Source organism: Klebsiella sp. RHBSTW-00215 (assembly GCF_014103785.1).
Classification (GTDB): domain Bacteria; phylum Pseudomonadota; class Gammaproteobacteria; order Enterobacterales; family Enterobacteriaceae; genus Klebsiella.
This window is the reverse complement of record NZ_JABXQS010000001.1, coordinates 3,738,073-3,755,790: the sequence shown is the minus strand read 5'-3', so window position 1 is coordinate 3,755,790 and position 17,718 is coordinate 3,738,073. Positions and strand designations below refer to the sequence as shown.

Annotated in this window: 13 protein-coding genes and 1 pseudogene; 3 read left to right on the top strand and 11 right to left on the bottom strand. The window is 54.3% G+C overall.

The genetic code is table 11. The features are described 5' to 3' along the window. Positions 1-330: 330 nt before the first annotated feature. A complete protein-coding gene (locus tag HV127_RS17850; protein WP_275944520.1) occupies positions 331-1,413 on the top strand; it encodes a porin in 1,083 nt (360 codons plus the stop codon). A gap of 187 nt (positions 1,414-1,600) precedes the next feature. Then, positions 1,601-2,791 (top strand): amino acid aminotransferase, encoded by a 1,191-nt coding sequence (locus tag HV127_RS17845; RefSeq protein ID WP_182237638.1) that lies wholly within the window; start codon positions 1,601-1,603, stop codon positions 2,789-2,791. A gap of 65 nt (positions 2,792-2,856) precedes the next feature. Here HV127_RS17845 and HV127_RS17840 read toward each other — a convergent pair whose 3' ends face one another. From HV127_RS17840 to cmoM, 7 genes and pseudogenes are all read right to left on the bottom strand, one after another. Continuing rightward, positions 2,857-3,504, bottom strand: coding sequence for an MBL fold metallo-hydrolase (locus HV127_RS17840; RefSeq protein ID WP_110275134.1), 648 nt, complete (start codon positions 3,502-3,504; stop codon positions 2,857-2,859). A 13-nt stretch (positions 3,505-3,517) separates the two neighbouring features. Further along, the gene (locus tag HV127_RS17835; protein ID WP_110275398.1) at positions 3,518-4,069 is read right to left on the bottom strand and encodes a YcbK family protein; all 552 of its coding nucleotides are present in this window, start codon (positions 4,067-4,069) and stop codon (positions 3,518-3,520) included. Positions 4,070-4,369: 300 nt separating this feature from the next. Beyond that, a complete protein-coding gene (gene ldtD, locus HV127_RS17830) occupies positions 4,370-6,163 on the bottom strand; it encodes a L,D-transpeptidase (RefSeq protein ID WP_182237636.1) in 1,794 nt (597 codons plus the stop codon). A 183-nt stretch (positions 6,164-6,346) separates the two neighbouring features. Beyond that, on the bottom strand, positions 6,347-10,795 hold the full coding sequence (mukB, locus tag HV127_RS17825; RefSeq protein WP_182237634.1) for a chromosome partition protein MukB: 4,449 nt from the start codon (positions 10,793-10,795) through the stop codon (positions 6,347-6,349). Then, entirely contained in the window at positions 10,795-11,499 is a 705-nt protein-coding gene (gene mukE, locus HV127_RS17820; RefSeq protein ID WP_110275138.1) for a chromosome partition protein MukE, read from the bottom strand. Before mukE ends, mukB begins: the two co-directional genes overlap by 1 nt. After that, positions 11,480-12,802, bottom strand: coding sequence for a chromosome partition protein MukF (mukF, locus tag HV127_RS17815; protein ID WP_182237632.1), 1,323 nt, complete (start codon positions 12,800-12,802; stop codon positions 11,480-11,482). Before mukF ends, mukE begins: the two co-directional genes overlap by 20 nt. Then, positions 12,799-13,585 (bottom strand): annotated as a pseudogene (gene cmoM, locus HV127_RS17810) (tRNA uridine 5-oxyacetic acid(34) methyltransferase CmoM). Before cmoM ends, mukF begins: the two are co-directional and overlap by 4 nt. A 120-nt stretch (positions 13,586-13,705) precedes the next feature. On the opposite strand from cmoM, the gene elyC reads away from it, so the two are divergent. Further along, entirely contained in the window at positions 13,706-14,485 is a 780-nt protein-coding gene (gene elyC / locus HV127_RS17805) for an envelope biogenesis factor ElyC (RefSeq protein ID WP_182237630.1), read from the top strand. On the opposite strand, the gene HV127_RS17800 is transcribed toward elyC, so the two are convergent. From HV127_RS17800 to HV127_RS17785, 4 genes are all read right to left on the bottom strand, one after another. Further along, positions 14,462-15,355 carry a YcbJ family phosphotransferase gene (locus HV127_RS17800; protein WP_182237628.1) on the bottom strand — a complete coding sequence of 298 codons (894 nt, stop codon included), beginning with the start codon at positions 15,353-15,355 and terminating at the stop codon, positions 14,462-14,464. The two genes, elyC and HV127_RS17800, sit on opposite strands and share 24 nt — an antisense overlap. Before the next feature lie 140 nt (positions 15,356-15,495). Next, complete coding sequence (kdsB, locus tag HV127_RS17795) at positions 15,496-16,242, bottom strand: 3-deoxy-manno-octulosonate cytidylyltransferase (RefSeq protein ID WP_182237626.1); 747 nt, start codon at positions 16,240-16,242, stop codon at positions 15,496-15,498. Beyond that, complete coding sequence (gene ycaR / locus HV127_RS17790) at positions 16,239-16,421, bottom strand: protein YcaR (RefSeq protein WP_110275150.1); 183 nt, start codon at positions 16,419-16,421, stop codon at positions 16,239-16,241. The genes kdsB and ycaR overlap by 4 nt, the downstream gene beginning before the upstream one ends. A 52-nt stretch (positions 16,422-16,473) precedes the next feature. Next, entirely contained in the window at positions 16,474-17,703 is a 1,230-nt protein-coding gene (locus tag HV127_RS17785) for a winged helix-turn-helix domain-containing protein (RefSeq protein ID WP_182237624.1), read from the bottom strand. Positions 17,704-17,718 lie beyond the last annotated feature (15 nt).

Here is a 17,718-nt window from a genome sequence, read left to right as displayed (position 1 = left end):
ACAGAAAATGCATGAATGCTCTCTTATCTAAATTAATCATAATTAATTCATATAGATATATATGAAGAGTGAGTTTTATCGGTAAATCAGAGCGGAATGTTGATTGAGTTCACAAAGTTCCCTTAAATACACATTTAGTTACACACAGTTTCCTTTGGTTACTCATATGCGACATTGGTAGCATTTTCCGGCTAGCGAAACGTTGTTCTGGATGGAAAGATGCCTCCAGACACCAAACTATCATCAATAGTTCCGTAAATTTTTATTGACAGAACTTATTGGCGGCAGTGGCAAGTGTTCATATAAAAATATAAATGAGGGTAATAAATAATGATGAAGCGCAAAATTCTGGCAGCGGTAATTCCTGCCCTGCTGGTAGCCGGTGCAGCTAACGCTGCAGAAATCTATAACAAAAACGGCAACAAACTGGACTTTTACGGAAAAATGGTTGGCGAGCACGTCTGGACCACTAACGGTGACACCAGCAGCGACGACACCACCTACGCCCGTATCGGCCTGAAAGGCGAAACCCAAATCAACGAACAGCTGATCGGTTATGGCCAGTGGGAATACAACATGGATGCGTCCAATGTTGAAGGTAAACAGACCACAAAAACTCGTCTGGCTTTCGCAGGCTTAAAAGCAGGTGAATACGGTTCATTCGACTACGGTCGTAACTACGGCGCTATCTACGACGTTGAAGCTGCAACCGATATGCTGGTTGAATGGGGCGGCGACGGCTGGAGCTACACCGACAACTTTATGACTGCCCGTACTAACGGCGTGGCAACTTACCGTAACTCTGACTTCTTCGGCCTGGTTGATGGCCTGAGCTTCGCGCTGCAGTATCAGGGTAAAAACAAAGACCGCGACGTTAAGAAACAAAATGGCGACGGCTTCAGCACCGCGGCTACTTACGCGTTTGACAACGGCGTTGCGCTGTCCGCAGGCTACGCTAACTCCAGCCGTACTGGCGATCAGAAAGCTGATAAAAACGGCAATAAAGCTGAAGCATGGGCAACCTCCGCTAAGTACGACGCGAACAACGTCTACGCTGCAGTTATGTACTCCCAGACTTACAACATGACTCCGGAAAGCAGCGATGGTAACTACTTCGCGGGTAAAACTCAGAACTTCGAAGCTGTTGTTCAGTATCAGTTCGACTTCGGTCTGCGTCCGTCCATCGGTTACGTCCAGACTAAAGGTAAAGACCTGCGCTCTCGCGCTGGCTTCTCCGGCGGCGATGCTGACCTGGTTAAATACGTCGAAGTGGGTACCTGGTACTACTTCAACAAGAACATGAACGTTTACGCTGCGTATAAATTCAACCAGCTGGACGACAACGACTACACCAAAGCTGCTGGCGTTGCTACCGACGACCAGGCTGCAGTGGGTATCGTTTACCAGTTCTAATCAGCAGTACACCCCTTCGTGATATGCCTAAAAAGCAGGACTTCGGTCCTGCTTTTCTGCGTTCCTAAGATGAAGATCGTAACTTTTGAAAACCTTCTCGCTTTTAGTCGCAAACGGTTGGCAATTTGTAAATCTCCCGTTACCCTGATAGCGGATTTCCCTTCAGTAATCACAATGGAACCTCGTCATGTTTGAGAAAATTACTGCCGCCCCCGCCGACCCTATTTTGGGCCTGGCCGATCTATTTCGTGCCGATGACCGCCCAACAAAAATTAACCTTGGAATTGGTGTTTATAAAGATGAAACAGGTAAGACACCAGTCCTGACCAGCGTGAAAAAAGCAGAGCAATATCTGCTGGAAAATGAAACCACCAAGAATTATCTGGGCATCGACGGTATTCCAGAATTTGGTCGTTGCACCCAGGAGCTCCTGTTTGGCAAAGGAAGCGCGATTATTAATGATAAACGCGCGCGTACCGCCCAGACTCCAGGCGGTACCGGTGGCCTGCGCGTTGCCGCAGACTTCCTGGCGAAGAATACCGATGCTAAACGCATTTGGGTGAGCAACCCTAGCTGGCCGAACCACAAAAGTGTGTTTAACTCAGCCGGGCTGGAAGTTTGCGAATACGCTTACTACGATGCGGCTAACCACCGTCTCGACTTCGACGGTCTGCTGGTCAGCCTGAACGAAGCGCAGGCGGGCGATGTCGTACTGTTCCACGGCTGCTGCCACAACCCAACCGGTATCGATCCAACGCTGGAGCAGTGGCAACAGCTGGCGCAGCTGTCCGTAGAGAAAGGCTGGCTGCCGCTGTTTGACTTCGCCTATCAGGGTTTTGCTCGTGGTCTGGAAGAAGATGCTGAAGGCCTGCGTGCGTTTGCCGCGCTGCATAAAGAGCTGCTGGTTGCGAGCTCCTACTCGAAGAACTTCGGCCTGTACAATGAACGCGTTGGCGCCTGTACGCTGGTTGCTGCTGACCAGGAAACGGTAGACCGTGCTTTCAGCCAGATGAAGTCCGTTATTCGCGCTAACTACTCTAACCCACCGGCTCACGGTGCTTCGATAGTGGCGACGATTCTCAGCAATGACGCGCTGCGCGCTATCTGGGAACAAGAGCTAACCGATATGCGCCAGCGTATTCAGCGCATGCGTCTGCTGTTCGTAAATACCCTGCAAGAGAAAGGCGCGAGCCGCGATTTCTCCTTCATCATTCAGCAGAACGGGATGTTCTCGTTCAGCGGCCTGACCAAAGAGCAGGTTCTGCGTCTGCGTGAAGAGTTCGCGATTTACGCCGTGGCATCCGGGCGTATTAACGTCGCCGGTATGACACCGGACAACATGGCCCCGCTGTGCGAAGCGATTGTTGCCGTGCTCTAACCTTGTCTTAAAAAAAACAAAAGGCCGCATCTGCGGCCTTTTTTACATCCTTCAATCCGGCATCATTACCAGACCGGCATTTCATCCTGCAGAAAAGGATTATGCAGGCGCTCATAGCCCAGAGTCGACATAGGACCGTGACCGGGAATAAACGACACGTCATCGCCCAGCGGCAATAATTTGCGTTTTATCGCCTCGATCAACTGATTATGATCGCCGCGCGGGAAGTCGCTACGCCCTACTCCGCCTTTGAAAATCACATCACCAGAAATCAGTAGTCTGGAAGCATCGTCAAAGAAGACCACGTGCCCGGGGGTGTGGCCTGGGCAATGCAACACCTGCAGGGAAATATTCCCCACGCTAACCACATCGCCCTCATTCAACCAGCGATCCGGTTGTAGCGGCTGGCACTCATCCAGACCAAACATCCGGCTTTGCGCGGGTAATCCTTCCAGCCAGAACTCATCTTCTTTTTCCGGACCGATAATCGGCACGCCGTAATGTTGTGCCAGTTCCGCCGCGGCGCCTACGTGATCGAGATGACCGTGAGTGAGCAGGATCTGCATCAGGCTAACACCTGCCGCCGTCACTTCCTGTTTGATTCGCTCAGCGTCACCGCCAGGATCGACCAGAGCCGCCAGCCGGGTTTGTTCACACCAGATCAAAGAACAGTTCTGCGCGAACGCGGTAACCGGAATAATACGATAGTTCATGATGCTCCTTTCGTTACCAGTGCCGTACCGGCCCGGTATCAATATGCACAAAGTTGCTACGTGGGTAATATCCTACACCACCTGTGCGCATAGATAACGCCGCTTTGCGAACATTGCTTAACGAAATGCCTTCAATATGAAAATCCATAGCCTGGCCCTTAGTGTGGTAGCTATGCTTCGCCACACCACGGCTTCGTGCCCGAAGTTCATCATTAGTATCGAGGGAACGATAACCAGAGATGAGCTGGACAGGCTTGTTGGTGCCAATTAATCCCTGCAAGCGATAGAGTTGATCGAACAAACCAGGATCGATGGATTTAATTTTATTCGCGCGGTAGTCGCGGAAAAAATGATTAAGTCTTGCTAATTCATCCTGAATATAGCCTCTGCCATCGAAAAACTCCGCCTTGAGTGATTCACCAGTATGCAGGTTGTTCAGCGTCAAAATACGCGGTCGGGGGGTCGAGAGGGTGGCAAATGCCGGCGCAGGCAGAATGGCAGCAGCACCGAGCGCAGCTCCACCTAACGCCAGCAGTTTGCGGCGATTAGCGTCAAATTTGTCCATGATAATCAGGTCTACAGGTAAATGAATCGTAATATACTTTTCCCGCAATCCGCCTGTTAGCCGCCAGCACGCGCTCACCTCCCTGACAGCCAATAAATATCAGCCACAGAGAATTTGCTGCTTACCGCCACACGCATTTGCAGGATTATATGTATATGCACTTCTGGCGCACGAAAGGCACCTTACCGGGCATTATTGCCAACGTCAAGGTAGCCCAACCCCAGTAAACTCGGGCCTTGCAGACAACAAGGCCCGTTTTCACACAAAGATAGGACAACCGAATCCGTTGAACTACTTCATTTATCTGATTAATTGTTCAGCTTTAGGCAGGATTTGTGCGCTGGATCGCGCGGTGAGATCGTAATTGTAAATATCTGTTCGATATTGTGTACGTCCATCCGTACCAACAAAGGCGGTCAAATAATAGAGATTCACCGGGATATTCTGGCGAATATTCACGTAGCGGGTATTGCCCTGCTTGAGCGCATCTGAAATTCGCGCATCGTTCCAGCCAGCATCCTGCAGCAGCATATTCGCCAGCTCGGAAGCTTTATTAACGCGCACGCATCCGGAGCTCAACGCTCGACCGTCTCTCTGGAACAGATTATGGTTCGGCGTATCGTGCAAATAGATAGCATCCGAACTCGGCATATTAAATTTATAACGCCCCAGCGAATTACGCGCACCAGGTGCTTGCTGGAAGCGGAACGGTAAATTCGATGCCGTTATGGTCTCCCAATCAACCTGCCACGGATCAATCGCTTCTTTACTGTTCCAGCCGCGCATAAGCGTATAACCATGCTGCTCAAGATAGCCTGGATTATTGCGCACCTTCGGCAGAATATCTTTACGCGCCAGCGTCGGCGGCACATTCCACGGCGGGTTAACCACCACGTTGTTCAGCGCGCTGCTCATCATCGGCGTTTTGCGATCCGGACGGCCAACGATAACCCGCGATGCCAGCACCTGGCTGCCATCCTGGTAGTAGACCAGCGAAAACGCCGGGATATTGACCATAATTCCGGTCGACAAGTTGCCTGGCAGCAAGCGCAAACGCTGAATATTCAACGCCAGCACGCCTGCACGCTGCGCTGGTGAAACATTAAGCCAATCACGAGTTGCCGGGCCAATGACCCCATCAGCCCCTAAACCTTGCCACGCCTGGAAGCGCTTAACACCTTCAACTAATTGCCGATCGTAAACGCCGCGACCGCTGCTTTTGGCCGTTTTCTCAGCGGATGGGCTAACAACATCATCGCCAGGCAAAGCAATTTTGGCAGAATCATCCAGCATGCCAGTGCGCTGTAAAATTTCACGCAGCGCGCCTGCATCGTTGCTCCACTCTCCAGGACGCAGCGATGCCTTACTGGTGAGCTGCGGCCATGGACGCGAATCGGCAACCTGGGCTAATAGCGCCTGGTGCATAGCGGCATACTGCGGATGCTGTGGCGAAAGACCGGCGATAAACTGCGGTAGCGAACCGTTATCCAGAGCCTGTTGCCACAGGTTAATGACTGATAGCGGCGGCGTCGACATCGTGTACGGTTTTGTGCCATACAGCCAGCGATTCCCCTGTGTCGGAATACCGCTAATAAAATGCAAATAACCCATCATGGCATCTGATAAGACAACATCACGCGCCAGGCCGTTGACCGCCGGGTCGGTCAGCAGCTCTACCCATTTAGTGAACTGCGGTTGAAAACCGGCGATAGCGACTTCAGCCAGTTGTTGTTGAAACGCCTGCACCGCCTCACGATTATCCCACATCGGTTTCATGTCCCTGGCCGCATACAGCGATACCAGTGGATTCATAAATACCGGCTGATAACCGGACGGCAGAACGGCCTGAATATCGGCACGGCTTTTTATCGCCGCATCGGCGGGAAGCGCCTGCTCACCGGCCATTTTGGCGACCGCCGCAGATTGGCCTTCGCTCTGGCCCAGCGCAGAAGAGAGCTCTCCGATAGTTGCAGAGCTGTCTGTTGGTACAACTTCAGGCTCTTCGGCCTGGACATTGAACAGTGGAGCAAATGCAAAAGCCAGGCTCAGGCTGAGCACCGACAATTGACGACCATACCATTTCTTTAGCAACATCCCTTGCCCCCTGTTAACACATTGCCGCCCGCAAAATTGGGGCTCACTTTCAGTATATGAAGACGAAAACGCTTTTGCCTTCCCAAATGTAAAGAAGTTAAAAGATTATACAATCCTAAAATACAGGAACGGATAACAAAAAGGGCGACATCATGCCGCCCTTTGACTGGTCACCGAATAGACCTACGAAGCATCAGCCGTTCCCGGCAGCGTTTCAGGTAGCTGTGGGGCAAAGCCACGCAGCCCAACGACATGCACATGCTCGTGGTTATTCACCACTTTACGCACCAGTTTGTAAGTCGTCCCTTTTTCCGGGCTGATATTTTCAGGTGCCGCGATAATCAACTGCATTTCCAGACGATCGCACAGCTCGAACAGCGTGGCGATAGAACGGGCATCCAGACGCGCCGCTTCATCAAGGAACAGCAGACGACACGGCGAGATATCTTTGCCGCGCAGGCGCAGGGATTCATCTTCCCAGCTTTGCACCACCATCACCAGAATCGACATCCCGGTACCGATAGCCTCACCAGTTGACAACGCCCCGGATTCCGCACGCAGCCAGCCGTCAGAACCACGGTTAACTTCGACTTCCATCTCCAGATAGTTACGGTAATCGAGCAGCTCCTCGCCAATGGTTTGCGGCGTGCGCTGGCCCATATCTATCTGCGGGTTCAGGCGCTGATACAGCTTCGCCAACGCTTCCGAGAAGGTCAGACGGTTGCTGTTAAACAGGTCCTGATGCTGCTCGTGCTGCTCAGACAACACGTCCAGCAGCGTCGAGTGGGTCTCCCGTACATTGACGTTCAGACGCACGCTGTTGACCTGACCGAAGGAGACGCTCTGCAGCCCCTGGTTGAGCATACGAATACGGTTCTGCTCGCGCTGGATGGTCTTGCGGATGATATTGGCCACGCTACGGGAGCTGATGGCCAGCTTCTGCTCACGGTTGGTCAGCTCTTCCGTCAGACGGCTGAGTTCAATCTCCATCTGCTCAATCGCTTCGACCGGATCGTCGGTACGGATGATGTCCTGGCGGATACGCTCGCGCAGATGCTGATAGACGGCGACGAAGAACTGAATTTTACGTTCCGGGCGCTTCGGATCTTCAGAAACACGCAGTACATCGCGTAGATGCTCGTTATCCGATACCGCCAGACGCAGCGCTCCGAGCGCCTTATCCGACATTGAACGCAGCTCGTCAGCAGAAAGGTAAGCCAGCTCACGGCGATGCAGACGACGTTCTACGCCGTTGTCTTTCACCAGGCGCATCACCGCGCACCAGCCCGCTTTGGCGCTCACCACCTGTTCGCGCATTTCGCAGTAATCGCGCTCCAGCTTACGCAGCTTGCGGGTCAGGTTATCCATTTCTGCTTCGCAGAAGGTCAACGCTTTCTCGAGCTGATTACGCCGCGAACGGTTGTTGCTGAGCTGAGCATGCAGCTCGTCACGACGCAGACGGGCGCGCTCTTCAGCACCCGCATCAGCGCGTACGCCGATATCCTGCAATTCTTTATGCAGATCGTTGAGCAGCTCTTTTTTGGTGTCGTACGAGCTCTTCAGCGACGCCAGTACCTGGTTGTACTGGTTGAGCTGCGCGGCGTGGGTACGTAGCGCTTCACGAGTTCGGGCGCGTTCCGCTTCCGCCTGCTCAAGACGCTGACGCAGCTTCTCGTTCAGATCGCTATTTCCACTCAGCATCTCTGCTGAATCCGAGTAGCTAAAGTGGGCACGGCGCTGCACCACTTCGGTCAGCGCAAACGCCTGCTGACGCGCATCGCGTTGAGTCTGCTGCGAATACGCGTAATCTTCTTTTAACTGTTCAAACTGTTCCGGGTCGCTCTGGAGAACGGAAACCATCGGCTCCAGTTTCGCCAGTTGGTTTCCATGCTGCTGGACGAAACGCGCGGCTTCCTGCGCTTCATCAAGACGCTCCTGGATTTCATCAACACGATCGGCCAGCGAGTCGTCGGCCAGCAGATTCAGGCGCGGTAGCAGACGGTTGAGCGCCGAAACGCCCTCTTTCGCCTGCTCGTACTGTACCCGATTCTGCTGGTTATCGCTCTCATGCGCGCTCAGCGCGCGTTCAAGCTCGCCACGTCGGGTATTGAGTTTGCGGATTTCTTCTTCCGGATCATCCTCGAAGGCCACCGCCAGATGGTTGCCGATAAAGCGGCTGAACGCCTGATGCAAACGCTGAGTTTTCTGCACATCAAACGACAGCGTCGCAAAACGTTCTGACAGACCTTCACGCTCAGCGTGCAGCGTTTCAACGCGACTTTCGCGCGCGGCGCGGCCAAACAGCGGCAGCGTCGGGAAGCGTGAATAGCGCCACTGGCGATCGGCAATCTTAACGACAACCGCTTTTTCCAGCTCATCGACGCTGAATACGCTGTCATCAAACGACTGCGGATCCCCCTCGATCAGATAGAGATCTTCCGGACAATCTTCCAGCCCTTCCAGCTGTTCAGCAATGCGCGACAGGTCCGGTACCACAATCGCGTGGCGGGACGGTCCGTATAGCGCGGAGTAATACGGCGCATCGTCGAGGCTAACGTCATCATAGATTTCTGACAGCAGCACGCCGCCGAAACGCTCGGCTAGCGCATTCAGGCGCTGATCTTCAGAGCCGCCCGGCTGACTGAGACGCTCAATTTCATCGTCGATAGCGCGCTTGCGGGCACCGACTTCGTCACGCTCGACGATGGCCTCGCGTTCACGCTCCAGCAACTGCTGGAGATATTCAGTGACGTCCTGGCTTGATTCAAACTGCTCACCGCTCTGCTCGCAAAGCTGGTTGAGGCTGTTCTGCGCTGCCAGCCAGATTGGCGCGCGGCGCATCAGAGTCTGGGTGCGCGATTGCAGCTGCTCCAGTTCCTGACGCAGGGTCATGCGCCGTTCACTGGCGGAAGAGACGCTGTCAGACAACGAAGCAATACGGGCTTCCAATTCCTGATGCAGGGCTTCCAGCTCGTCGATATCGTAGCGTTTGCCCTGACGTTTGCAGAACTCGGTCAGCTGGCGCTCGGCATCCTGCTGCTCACGCAGGCGCTGTTCAAGCTCAGTCAGGCGACTGCGCAGCCCGTGGGCCTGCTCAGCCTGATGCCGCTGATTGACGCCATCGCGCAGCAGTTCGCGTGCTACGTCCCAGGCCTCGTTACGCGCCAGCGGGCCGTTGATCGATGCCACCAGCTGATACGCCTGCTCGAACTGGCTGTGCGCGGTTTGCGCCACGCTCATTTTCTGGTCCAGCGACAGCATTTTCTCCGTCGCTTCCTGCTCTTTCGCCTGGAAGGTTTCCAGCCACTCGTCGGCGCTTTCCGGGGTTAAGTCCGGCAGATGGCAGAGGGCTTTTGCCCGCTCCAGCGCCTGCAGCGCCTGGTTATACTGAATCGCACGAGTCTGCTGCACATCCAGCGCCTGCTGGTAGTCGGCCAGCTGGTTTTTCAGCTCATCCACTTCCAGCTCTGCGGCTTCGGCGCGGGCTTCGTTCTCTTCCTGCTGGTCAGAAGCTTCCGCCACCACTTCATTTTGTTCTTCGAGGCGAATCTGCAGCTCATCAAGATCCGCTTCATAGCGCTCGATTTTTTCCTGCTGGCGCAGAGCGGTTTGCACCAGGTTCAGGTGGTCGCTGGCAGCCTGGTAATCGGCTTCCAGATCGCCTTCCGCCCCGTTATGTTCCTGCAGTTCGCGCGCCATATCGACGTGCTTGTACTGCTCGGCGGCAAGCTGGGCGCGGGAAGTAAACAGATCCCGGCGGTATTCCAGCGCTTTGTCGAGATGAATGCGTCGCTCGTTGGCGTGACGCATATAGTCAGCCGCCACGTAGTTGGTGGCTTCGCTGATCAGATGTTTGAACAGATCGCGGTCAGACTGCGTGACGCGAATCGCTTCCAGCGTCATGCGGTTTTCGCGCAGCGCCGCTTCCATATCCTGGAACGCTTTACGTACGCCGCTGTTTTCCGGCAGCAGGTAGTCGCGCAGCGAACGGGTAATGGTGCTCGAAATCCCGCCGTACAGAGAGGCTTCGATCAGGCGATAGTATTTGCTACGGTCCGAGGCCGAACGCAGGCGACGAGCCACCACGCCCAGGTCAAACATCAGCGAGTGATATTCGGTGATAGAATTGAACTGCTTGAACTGCACCCCTTCCATCGCTTCGAGTTTATCTTTCAGCTCGTTGAGCGTAACGACACGCGCCTGGCGTTCGTTAAGGGTTTCAGTTAGCAACTGAGTCGGCTGAATGGAGGTCGGCAGGCCCTGAATCGCAAAAGGTTTGATATCGACTTTACGATCGCGACCAGCGACCTGCTGTAGACGAACCCCAACCACCACGCGCTGGTGACGAGAGTTGATAACGTCCAGCACTGAGTAACAAACCCCGGCGCGCAGCTTACCGTGCAGACCTTTGTCGCGCGAACCGCTGGTGGCCCCGGCTTCCGTGGTGTTACGGAAGTGCAGCAGCGTAAGGTCCGGGATCAGCGCCGTAACGAAAGCCGCCATGGTTGTGGATTTACCGGCACCGTTACCGCCCGAAAGCGTGGTCACCAGTTCATCGAGATCAAAAGTACGGGCAAAAAAACCGTTCCAGTTAACCAGCGTCAGCGAGCGAAATTTACCGCGTTCAATCATTACTCTTCCTCCCCGCTATCCGGCTGATTCTCTTCATTCTCATCATTGAGCTGCAGGCGATTTTCCAGCGCCATGGCTTCGCCGTCGCGGATCATGCGCAGCTGCGCTTCGCGTGGATCGTCTCCAGCACGTACGTCAGCCCCGAAGCGGAAGACCGATTCAGTGATGCGGAATTTGCTGCTGTCATGGCCCATAAACCACACCATGCCAAGACGGCGCAGACGGTTAAGCGAGGCGCGCATTTTTTCCTGCAGTTTCTGACGGTCAAGGTCGGAACCTGTGGAGCGGTTATTCACCAGCTTCAGCAGTTTCGCTTCATCCGCCAGAGTCAGCAGCTCATCATAAAGCTCCTGCTGGGTGAAGATACCTTCATTCGCCAGACGTTCCGGGCTCAGGTAGAGGTAGCAAAGAATTTTACCCACCATCATATCCAGCTCGGAGAGCACCGATCGCGGGATAAGCGTGGTGGAACGCGGGCGCAGATAGAAAAACCCCTCCGGCGCGCGAATCAGCTCAACGTTATAGCGAGCATAAAACTCTTCCAGGTAATCCTGAAAATCCATTAAAAAGGCGTGATTATCCAGCTCGTCGAGACCGACGTGACGGCCCGCGCGCAGGGCGCTATCCAGCGCCGGGAATAACGGATTAGCCAACGCTTGCGCCAGTTTAACCGGCATCACTTGTTCAATATTTGTCGATGACATGCGCCTGTACCTTGGCTCCGTAATCATTAATCGGCTGCCATTTGGCTGGCAGTCCGGTGAAATCTGCTTGCGCTACGCCCAAACGTACCGCCTGGTCGACAACGATTCGCGCAACGTCAAAGTGGCGCGCGCGCGGATACTGCGCCAGATATTCGCGTACCACCAGACCGAGATCCAGCGGCAGGCCTTTATCTTTATAAATCGCCAGTTGAGATTCGATGAGCGCCGCAAGCTGCTCGCGAATTTCGTTAAACTCTTCGTACTCAAGATCCGCAGGAAGTTCCCCGGTTACCTCTTCATCATGCAGCGCCATCTCTTCATCACGCATATCAAGCAGGCGATCGGCGCTAGCATGAGTGAGTGCCCACGGTGAATCAAAGTAGGTCTGAACCGACTGACGCAGGCGCTGAGCGAAGACGCGGTTCTTATCCATATCAATCGCGGTACGGATAAACTTGTGCACGTGGCGATCGTAGCCAATCCACAGGTCAATAGCCTGTTGGCCCCAACTGACGATACGGTCCAGCTTGCTTTGCAGATCGAAAACCAGGCGATCGACGAAGTTAAGATCGTCGCGGGCCATGGTCGAATCCTGAATGCGCAGCAGGTTTGCCTGCAGCTTATCGCCGGCTGCATCCAGCGTATCCTGCAGTTCACGCAGAGTACCGGAGGTTTCCGACAGCAACAGTTCACAGCTGGAAATCGCCGCCCGCCAGTCTTTGTTCAACAGCTGAGCAATGTCGTCTTTCACCAACTGCTGCTGTTCGTCCATGATTCGTTGGGTGAGATCGATACTGTCGAAAATTTCCGCTACCGAGTATTTCAGCGGTGCGAACACATTACGGTGCCAGTGGAACTCATCGCCCCCCTCTTCTGCAGAGTCAGCGGCACGCTTTAGCTCACCGGCAACGATCGATAGCTGCATCGACAGACGCAGGGTGGAGAACTCACGCTGGCGAATATAGTAATCGGTAATGCCGATGCCTAAAGGCGTCAGGCGATAAATGGCATTGCCTTCGGTAATTTCGCTGGTAAAGCGGTTCAGCAGACGCTGGCGCACCATATCATTAATGGCATTATTGGCACGCTGGCTGATGGTTTCGCTGGTCTGCTCAAACGCATCACTGACGTGGCGGAACGCGTCCACCAGTTCTCCCTCGGTCATTTCCCCTTCCATCCGCTCACCGTTCAGCGTGGCAATCGCCAGCAGGAAAGAGAGTCTGTCGACCGGCAGCGAAATAGAAAAATCATTTTTCCTGGCCCAGGCAACCAGTTCGGGGACTGTCTGGGAAAATTCACTCATAGTTTATCCTTGCATCTGCGGCTTAAGCGCGGTGACATGAATGTAACGACCCAGGCTGATATACGGCTCCTGGCGACAGTAGCGCGTTTCCAGCTCCAGTAGCGCCGCAAACTTGTCGTGCTGTTGGCGTTTTTCACGCAGATAATCATGAAACACTCGCACGCCGGTCTTACCGGTAATCTGCCAGCCAATTTCTTCCAGCCAGCCATAAACCTGCTGCGGATCGCGCGGGTAATCCGGCGATAGCGTGCGTTTTTTCTTTTTCGGCATACCTAATTGCACATAGTCTAAATTTCCGACAACGATATTGCGCATCAATAGACCGTTAGCATTGTAGAACATGAGCGACAACGCGCCGCCGGGACGTAACATTGACCACAGCGTACGCAGCATCGCCTGCGGCTCGGCTACCCATTCCAGCACCGCATGAAACAGTATCAGATCGACAGGACTTTCCAAATGCTGCTCAATATCCTGAGCTGCGCATTGTACAAAATGCATGTTGTCGATCACACCTTTATCGGTAGCAGCCTGTCGGGCACGAGCCACCATTTCGCCGGAAAGATCGCATAATGTGACATGGTGGCCCATTTCCGCCACTTTGATTGCCGTTTGCCCTTCGCCGCCGCCCGCGTCAAGAACCCGCAGTGGTCCCGGCCCCATCTGGCTGAGCAGCGGTTGCAGATCCTGCCAGAGGATCGCCTGCCGCAGCTGGCCCTTGGTGGTACCGTAGATATTGCGCGAGAGCTTATCAGCAATATCATCGAAATTACGATCCTTCACGGATGACTCCACACGCCAACACAAAGCCGCTATTTTGTCATACCCGCGCGGAGAATGGAGCGATCTGTTATAAGATCCGGGCATATCTTTGGTTATATGGTTAAAAAGGAACCATCCGGCATGCTTTTTACGCTGAAAAAGTTTTTAGGCGGCATGATGCTCCCGCTCCCCCTCTTGTTATTGCTTATCGCCCTGGGGATAGCGTTGCTGTGGTTTAGCCGTTTCCAACGCACCGGCAAGCTCTGCGTGAGCCTCGGCTGGCTACTGTTGTTGCTTCTTAGCCTGCAACCCGTGGCCGACAGTTTGCTCAAACCTATTGAGGATAAATACCCGACGTGGCGCGGCGAAGAGCGCGTGCAGTACGTGGTTGTGCTCGGCGGAGGCTACACGTGGAACCCTGAGTGGGCTCCCAGTTCAAACCTCATCAGCAATAGCTTGCCGCGGTTAGCGGAGGGGATCCGCCTGTGGTATGCAAACCCGGGTGCAAAATTGATCTTTACTGGCGGGAGAGCAAAAACTAACCCGATGAGTTCCGCAGAAACCAGCGCCAGAGTTGCAGAGAGTCTGGGCATACCGCGCAGCGAAATTATCGTGCTGGATAAACCCAAAGATACTGAAGAAGAGGCCGCGGCGGTGAAAGAAGCGATTAGCGATGCCCCATTCCTGCTGGTGACCTCCGCCTCACACCTGCCGCGAGCGATGATTTTCTTTCGTCAGGCCGGACTGAACCCTTTACCCGCCCCCGCCAACCAGTTGGCGATCGAGTCACCACTCAATCCGTGGGAACGCGCAATTCCGTCCCCCGTGTGGCTGATGCATAGCGATCGGGTTGGCTACGAAACGTTAGGCCGCATCTGGCAGTGGTTAAAAGGATCCTCAGGCGAGCCAGGGCAAAATTGATTTTGCCGCAAGGTCGAAACGGGCGCGATCAAAGCGCCCGGTATTCACCAGGTTTTCCACTTCATCCCACAACAGATACAACCAGCGCCGCCAGAGAAAAGCCTCAGCTACCGGCGCACGACGCAGATAGTGCCACAATAGCTGCTCTCCTTGCCCACCATCGGCCAGACGAAATAACTCAAATTCACGCGGAGCCCACAGCATCATGCCCGGCCCCACCATCGCCAGCAGCTGATCGCTACGCGCATCTTTCAGCATGCTGCGCAGCGTAAAGCTACCGTGCACCAGAACACAGTTATCATTAAAGTCTTTAAACAGATCTGCAAGGCATTCGCGAGTACGGAACAAAATACGCTTGTCCTGCATGGTCAGGCCGGTATCCTGATAGAGATTCAGCGTGCTCCATAACACCTCGATCCGTTGGCGATACCAGTGCGGCCAGAGGTTTTCCTGAGTGCTATCAACCATCCCTACGCAACCACCGCTATCCTGCCGATGCCAGGCCAGTAGCGCTTCAACGATTTGCTCCTGCAATTGTTCCCAGCGTTCCGGGGTACGGGTGGGTGCCTCAACGGAAACGCCACGCAGTCGTTCAATCAGCAGGACATCGGGCCCAGGTTGCTCTTCATGCGTCATCACGCCATAGACAACCGGCATGCGTACGGTTCCACTACGCGCCAGAGTCGAGATTTTCCACGCCAGCTGACGCGCTATACCCGGCGTCGTAAAACTTCGCGCCAGCAGCGGCATTGGGTTTCCTTGAGCATCATATAGCGACCACAGCGCCGACGAAGGCTTTTCGCTGACGCACTCCACGCGGCTTAGTTTTTCACCAAGCAGATGGCTCAGTTCGGTACGCAACTGTTCCATTTCAGATTACCCCTATGAATACTACCGGTTTCATAATGAGCGTCTGCTACGGGGTTGTCATCGGGTAAGATCAAAATTGCCGCAAAAAGTATGGAAAAACGGCCTGAATATATCCCCTCCAGACGGAGGGGATGAAAAGATTAACGCAACTCCGCGCGAACGCGTTCCAGATCTTCCGGCGTATCAACGCCCGTACCTGGAACCACTTCAGCCACCGCAACATGGATTTTTTCGCCGTACCATAGCACACGCAGCTGCTCCAGCATTTCAATCTGCTCCAGCGGACTTGGCGCCCAGCTGACGTAGCGACGAATGAAACCGGCGCGATAGCCGTAAATACCGATATGGCGCAGCAGAGAGTCGCCGATAGTTTCGCGGGATTGAGCAAAACGATCGCGATCCCACGGGATGGTGGCGCGGGAGAAATAGAGCGCGTAGCCCGCAGCGTCCATCACGACCTTCACCGCATTCGGATTGAATGCTTCTTCGGAATCATGGATTGGTACCGCTAAGGTTGCCATACCGCTGGTGCTGGCGGCCAGATTTTCAGCGACCTGACGCACTATCGCCGGCGGAATCATCGGCTCATCGCCCTGAATGTTAACGATGATAGTGTCGTCACCAAAGGCGCATTTCTCGACCACCTCGGCAAGGCGCTCGGTACCGGATTGATGATCTTCACGCGTCATACATACTTCACCACCGGCAGCTTCAACCGCACGGGCAACGTCCGGATGGTCGGTAGCAACGATGATACGGTCGGCCCCGGACTCACGTGCACGCTCCAGCACATGGACAATCATCGGTTTGCCATTGATATCCTGGAGCGGTTTTCCCGGCAGGCGAGTCGAAGCAAAACGCGCGGGAATGATAACCACGAAGCTCATGACTGGCTCTCTTCTACGGCAAGCGGACGGGCTTCAGTTTCTAACAGTACAGGAATGCCGTCTCGCAGCGGGAAAGCCAGGCTATCAAGTTTGCAGATCAGTTCTTGCTTATCCTGGCTGTAATACAGCTTACCGTTACAAACCGGACAGGCGATAATTTCAAGTAAACGATGATCCATGATTCCTCCAGATGGACCGAATAGATTCCGCAGAAGCATACCACACGCAGGCTCAGGCGGCGTCAATTTCCCAACCCTGCCGTTGCACGGTAAAGAGCTCCGCCGGCAGCTGCCCGCAGGCCACCTGCGTCGCGTCCTGCCAGCGGGCGAAATCATCAATCGCCCGTTTTAATCCCTTCTCCAGCCCCGATGTCAGCTTGACGCCATCCTCCAGCCATAGTGAGAAAATTTCCAGTATCCCGGTTTTGCGATGCATTTTGCTATCCATCCGCCCCACCAGCTTTCCCTGGTGCAGAAGCGGTAAAACAAAATAGCCGAACTGGCGCTTCGGTGCGGGCGTGTAGCACTCCAGCCGATAGCTAAAGTTAAACAGCTGTTCAGCCCGTTTACGATCCCATACGACCGGATCGAAAGGCGAAAGTACGGCGCTATGGCTGGCAGACAGTCTGCCGCCAGGTGCTGACTCCCGTTGCGCTAGCGCATCGCGATGGAGCCACATTTCACCCAGCGCTTCTACATTCACCGGTACCACCAGCCCTTCTTCCTGCCATTTCGCCAGCAAACCAGGTAGCGAGGGTTGGCGCAAGCGATAATAATCCGCCAGCCACTGCGGGCGAAAAATCCCCAGGCTACGGGCGCTGTTGCGCAACATAATGTCTTCTGCCTGCTCTTGCGAAAGCCCATCCCGCTCATCATTCCAGTGCGGCATTACCCGATGCATCAGGTCATAAACCCGCTGAAAATTGCGCCGTTCGACAACCATAACTTCACCAGCGGTAAATAAACCTTCAAGGTGACGTTTATGCGGTTTCCACTCCCACCAGCCGCTGGTGCCTTTGCGCGGATGCTCGAAATCTGCTGAGCGGACCGGGCCGTTTTCAGCGATATGATTCAGTAATTCCTGAATGCTCTCGGCATGTTCTTCCATCCACTCTTTATGATACTTCCAGCCCATTTTATCCGGCGTCAGCATGCGGTGACGCACCAGCGAAAAGTCACTACGCGGTAAAAAGCAGGCCTCATGAGCCCAGTACTCCATCAGTTCACCAGTGCGTAGCGCCTCATCCAGCCAGCCCTGTTGATAGTGACCGAGGCGGCTAAAAAGCACCAGGTATGGGCTACGGGCGACAACGTTAATGGTGTCGATTTGCAGTAAAGACATCTGCTGGATAGTCTGCAAAATATCTTCGGGTCGCGCGCGACGGCTGGGCTTTTTCAGCAGCCCCTGCGCGGCAAGATGGAGATGGCGGGCTTCTTTAAGCGAGAGGGACAATACCGACATGCAGGTTCTCCATTA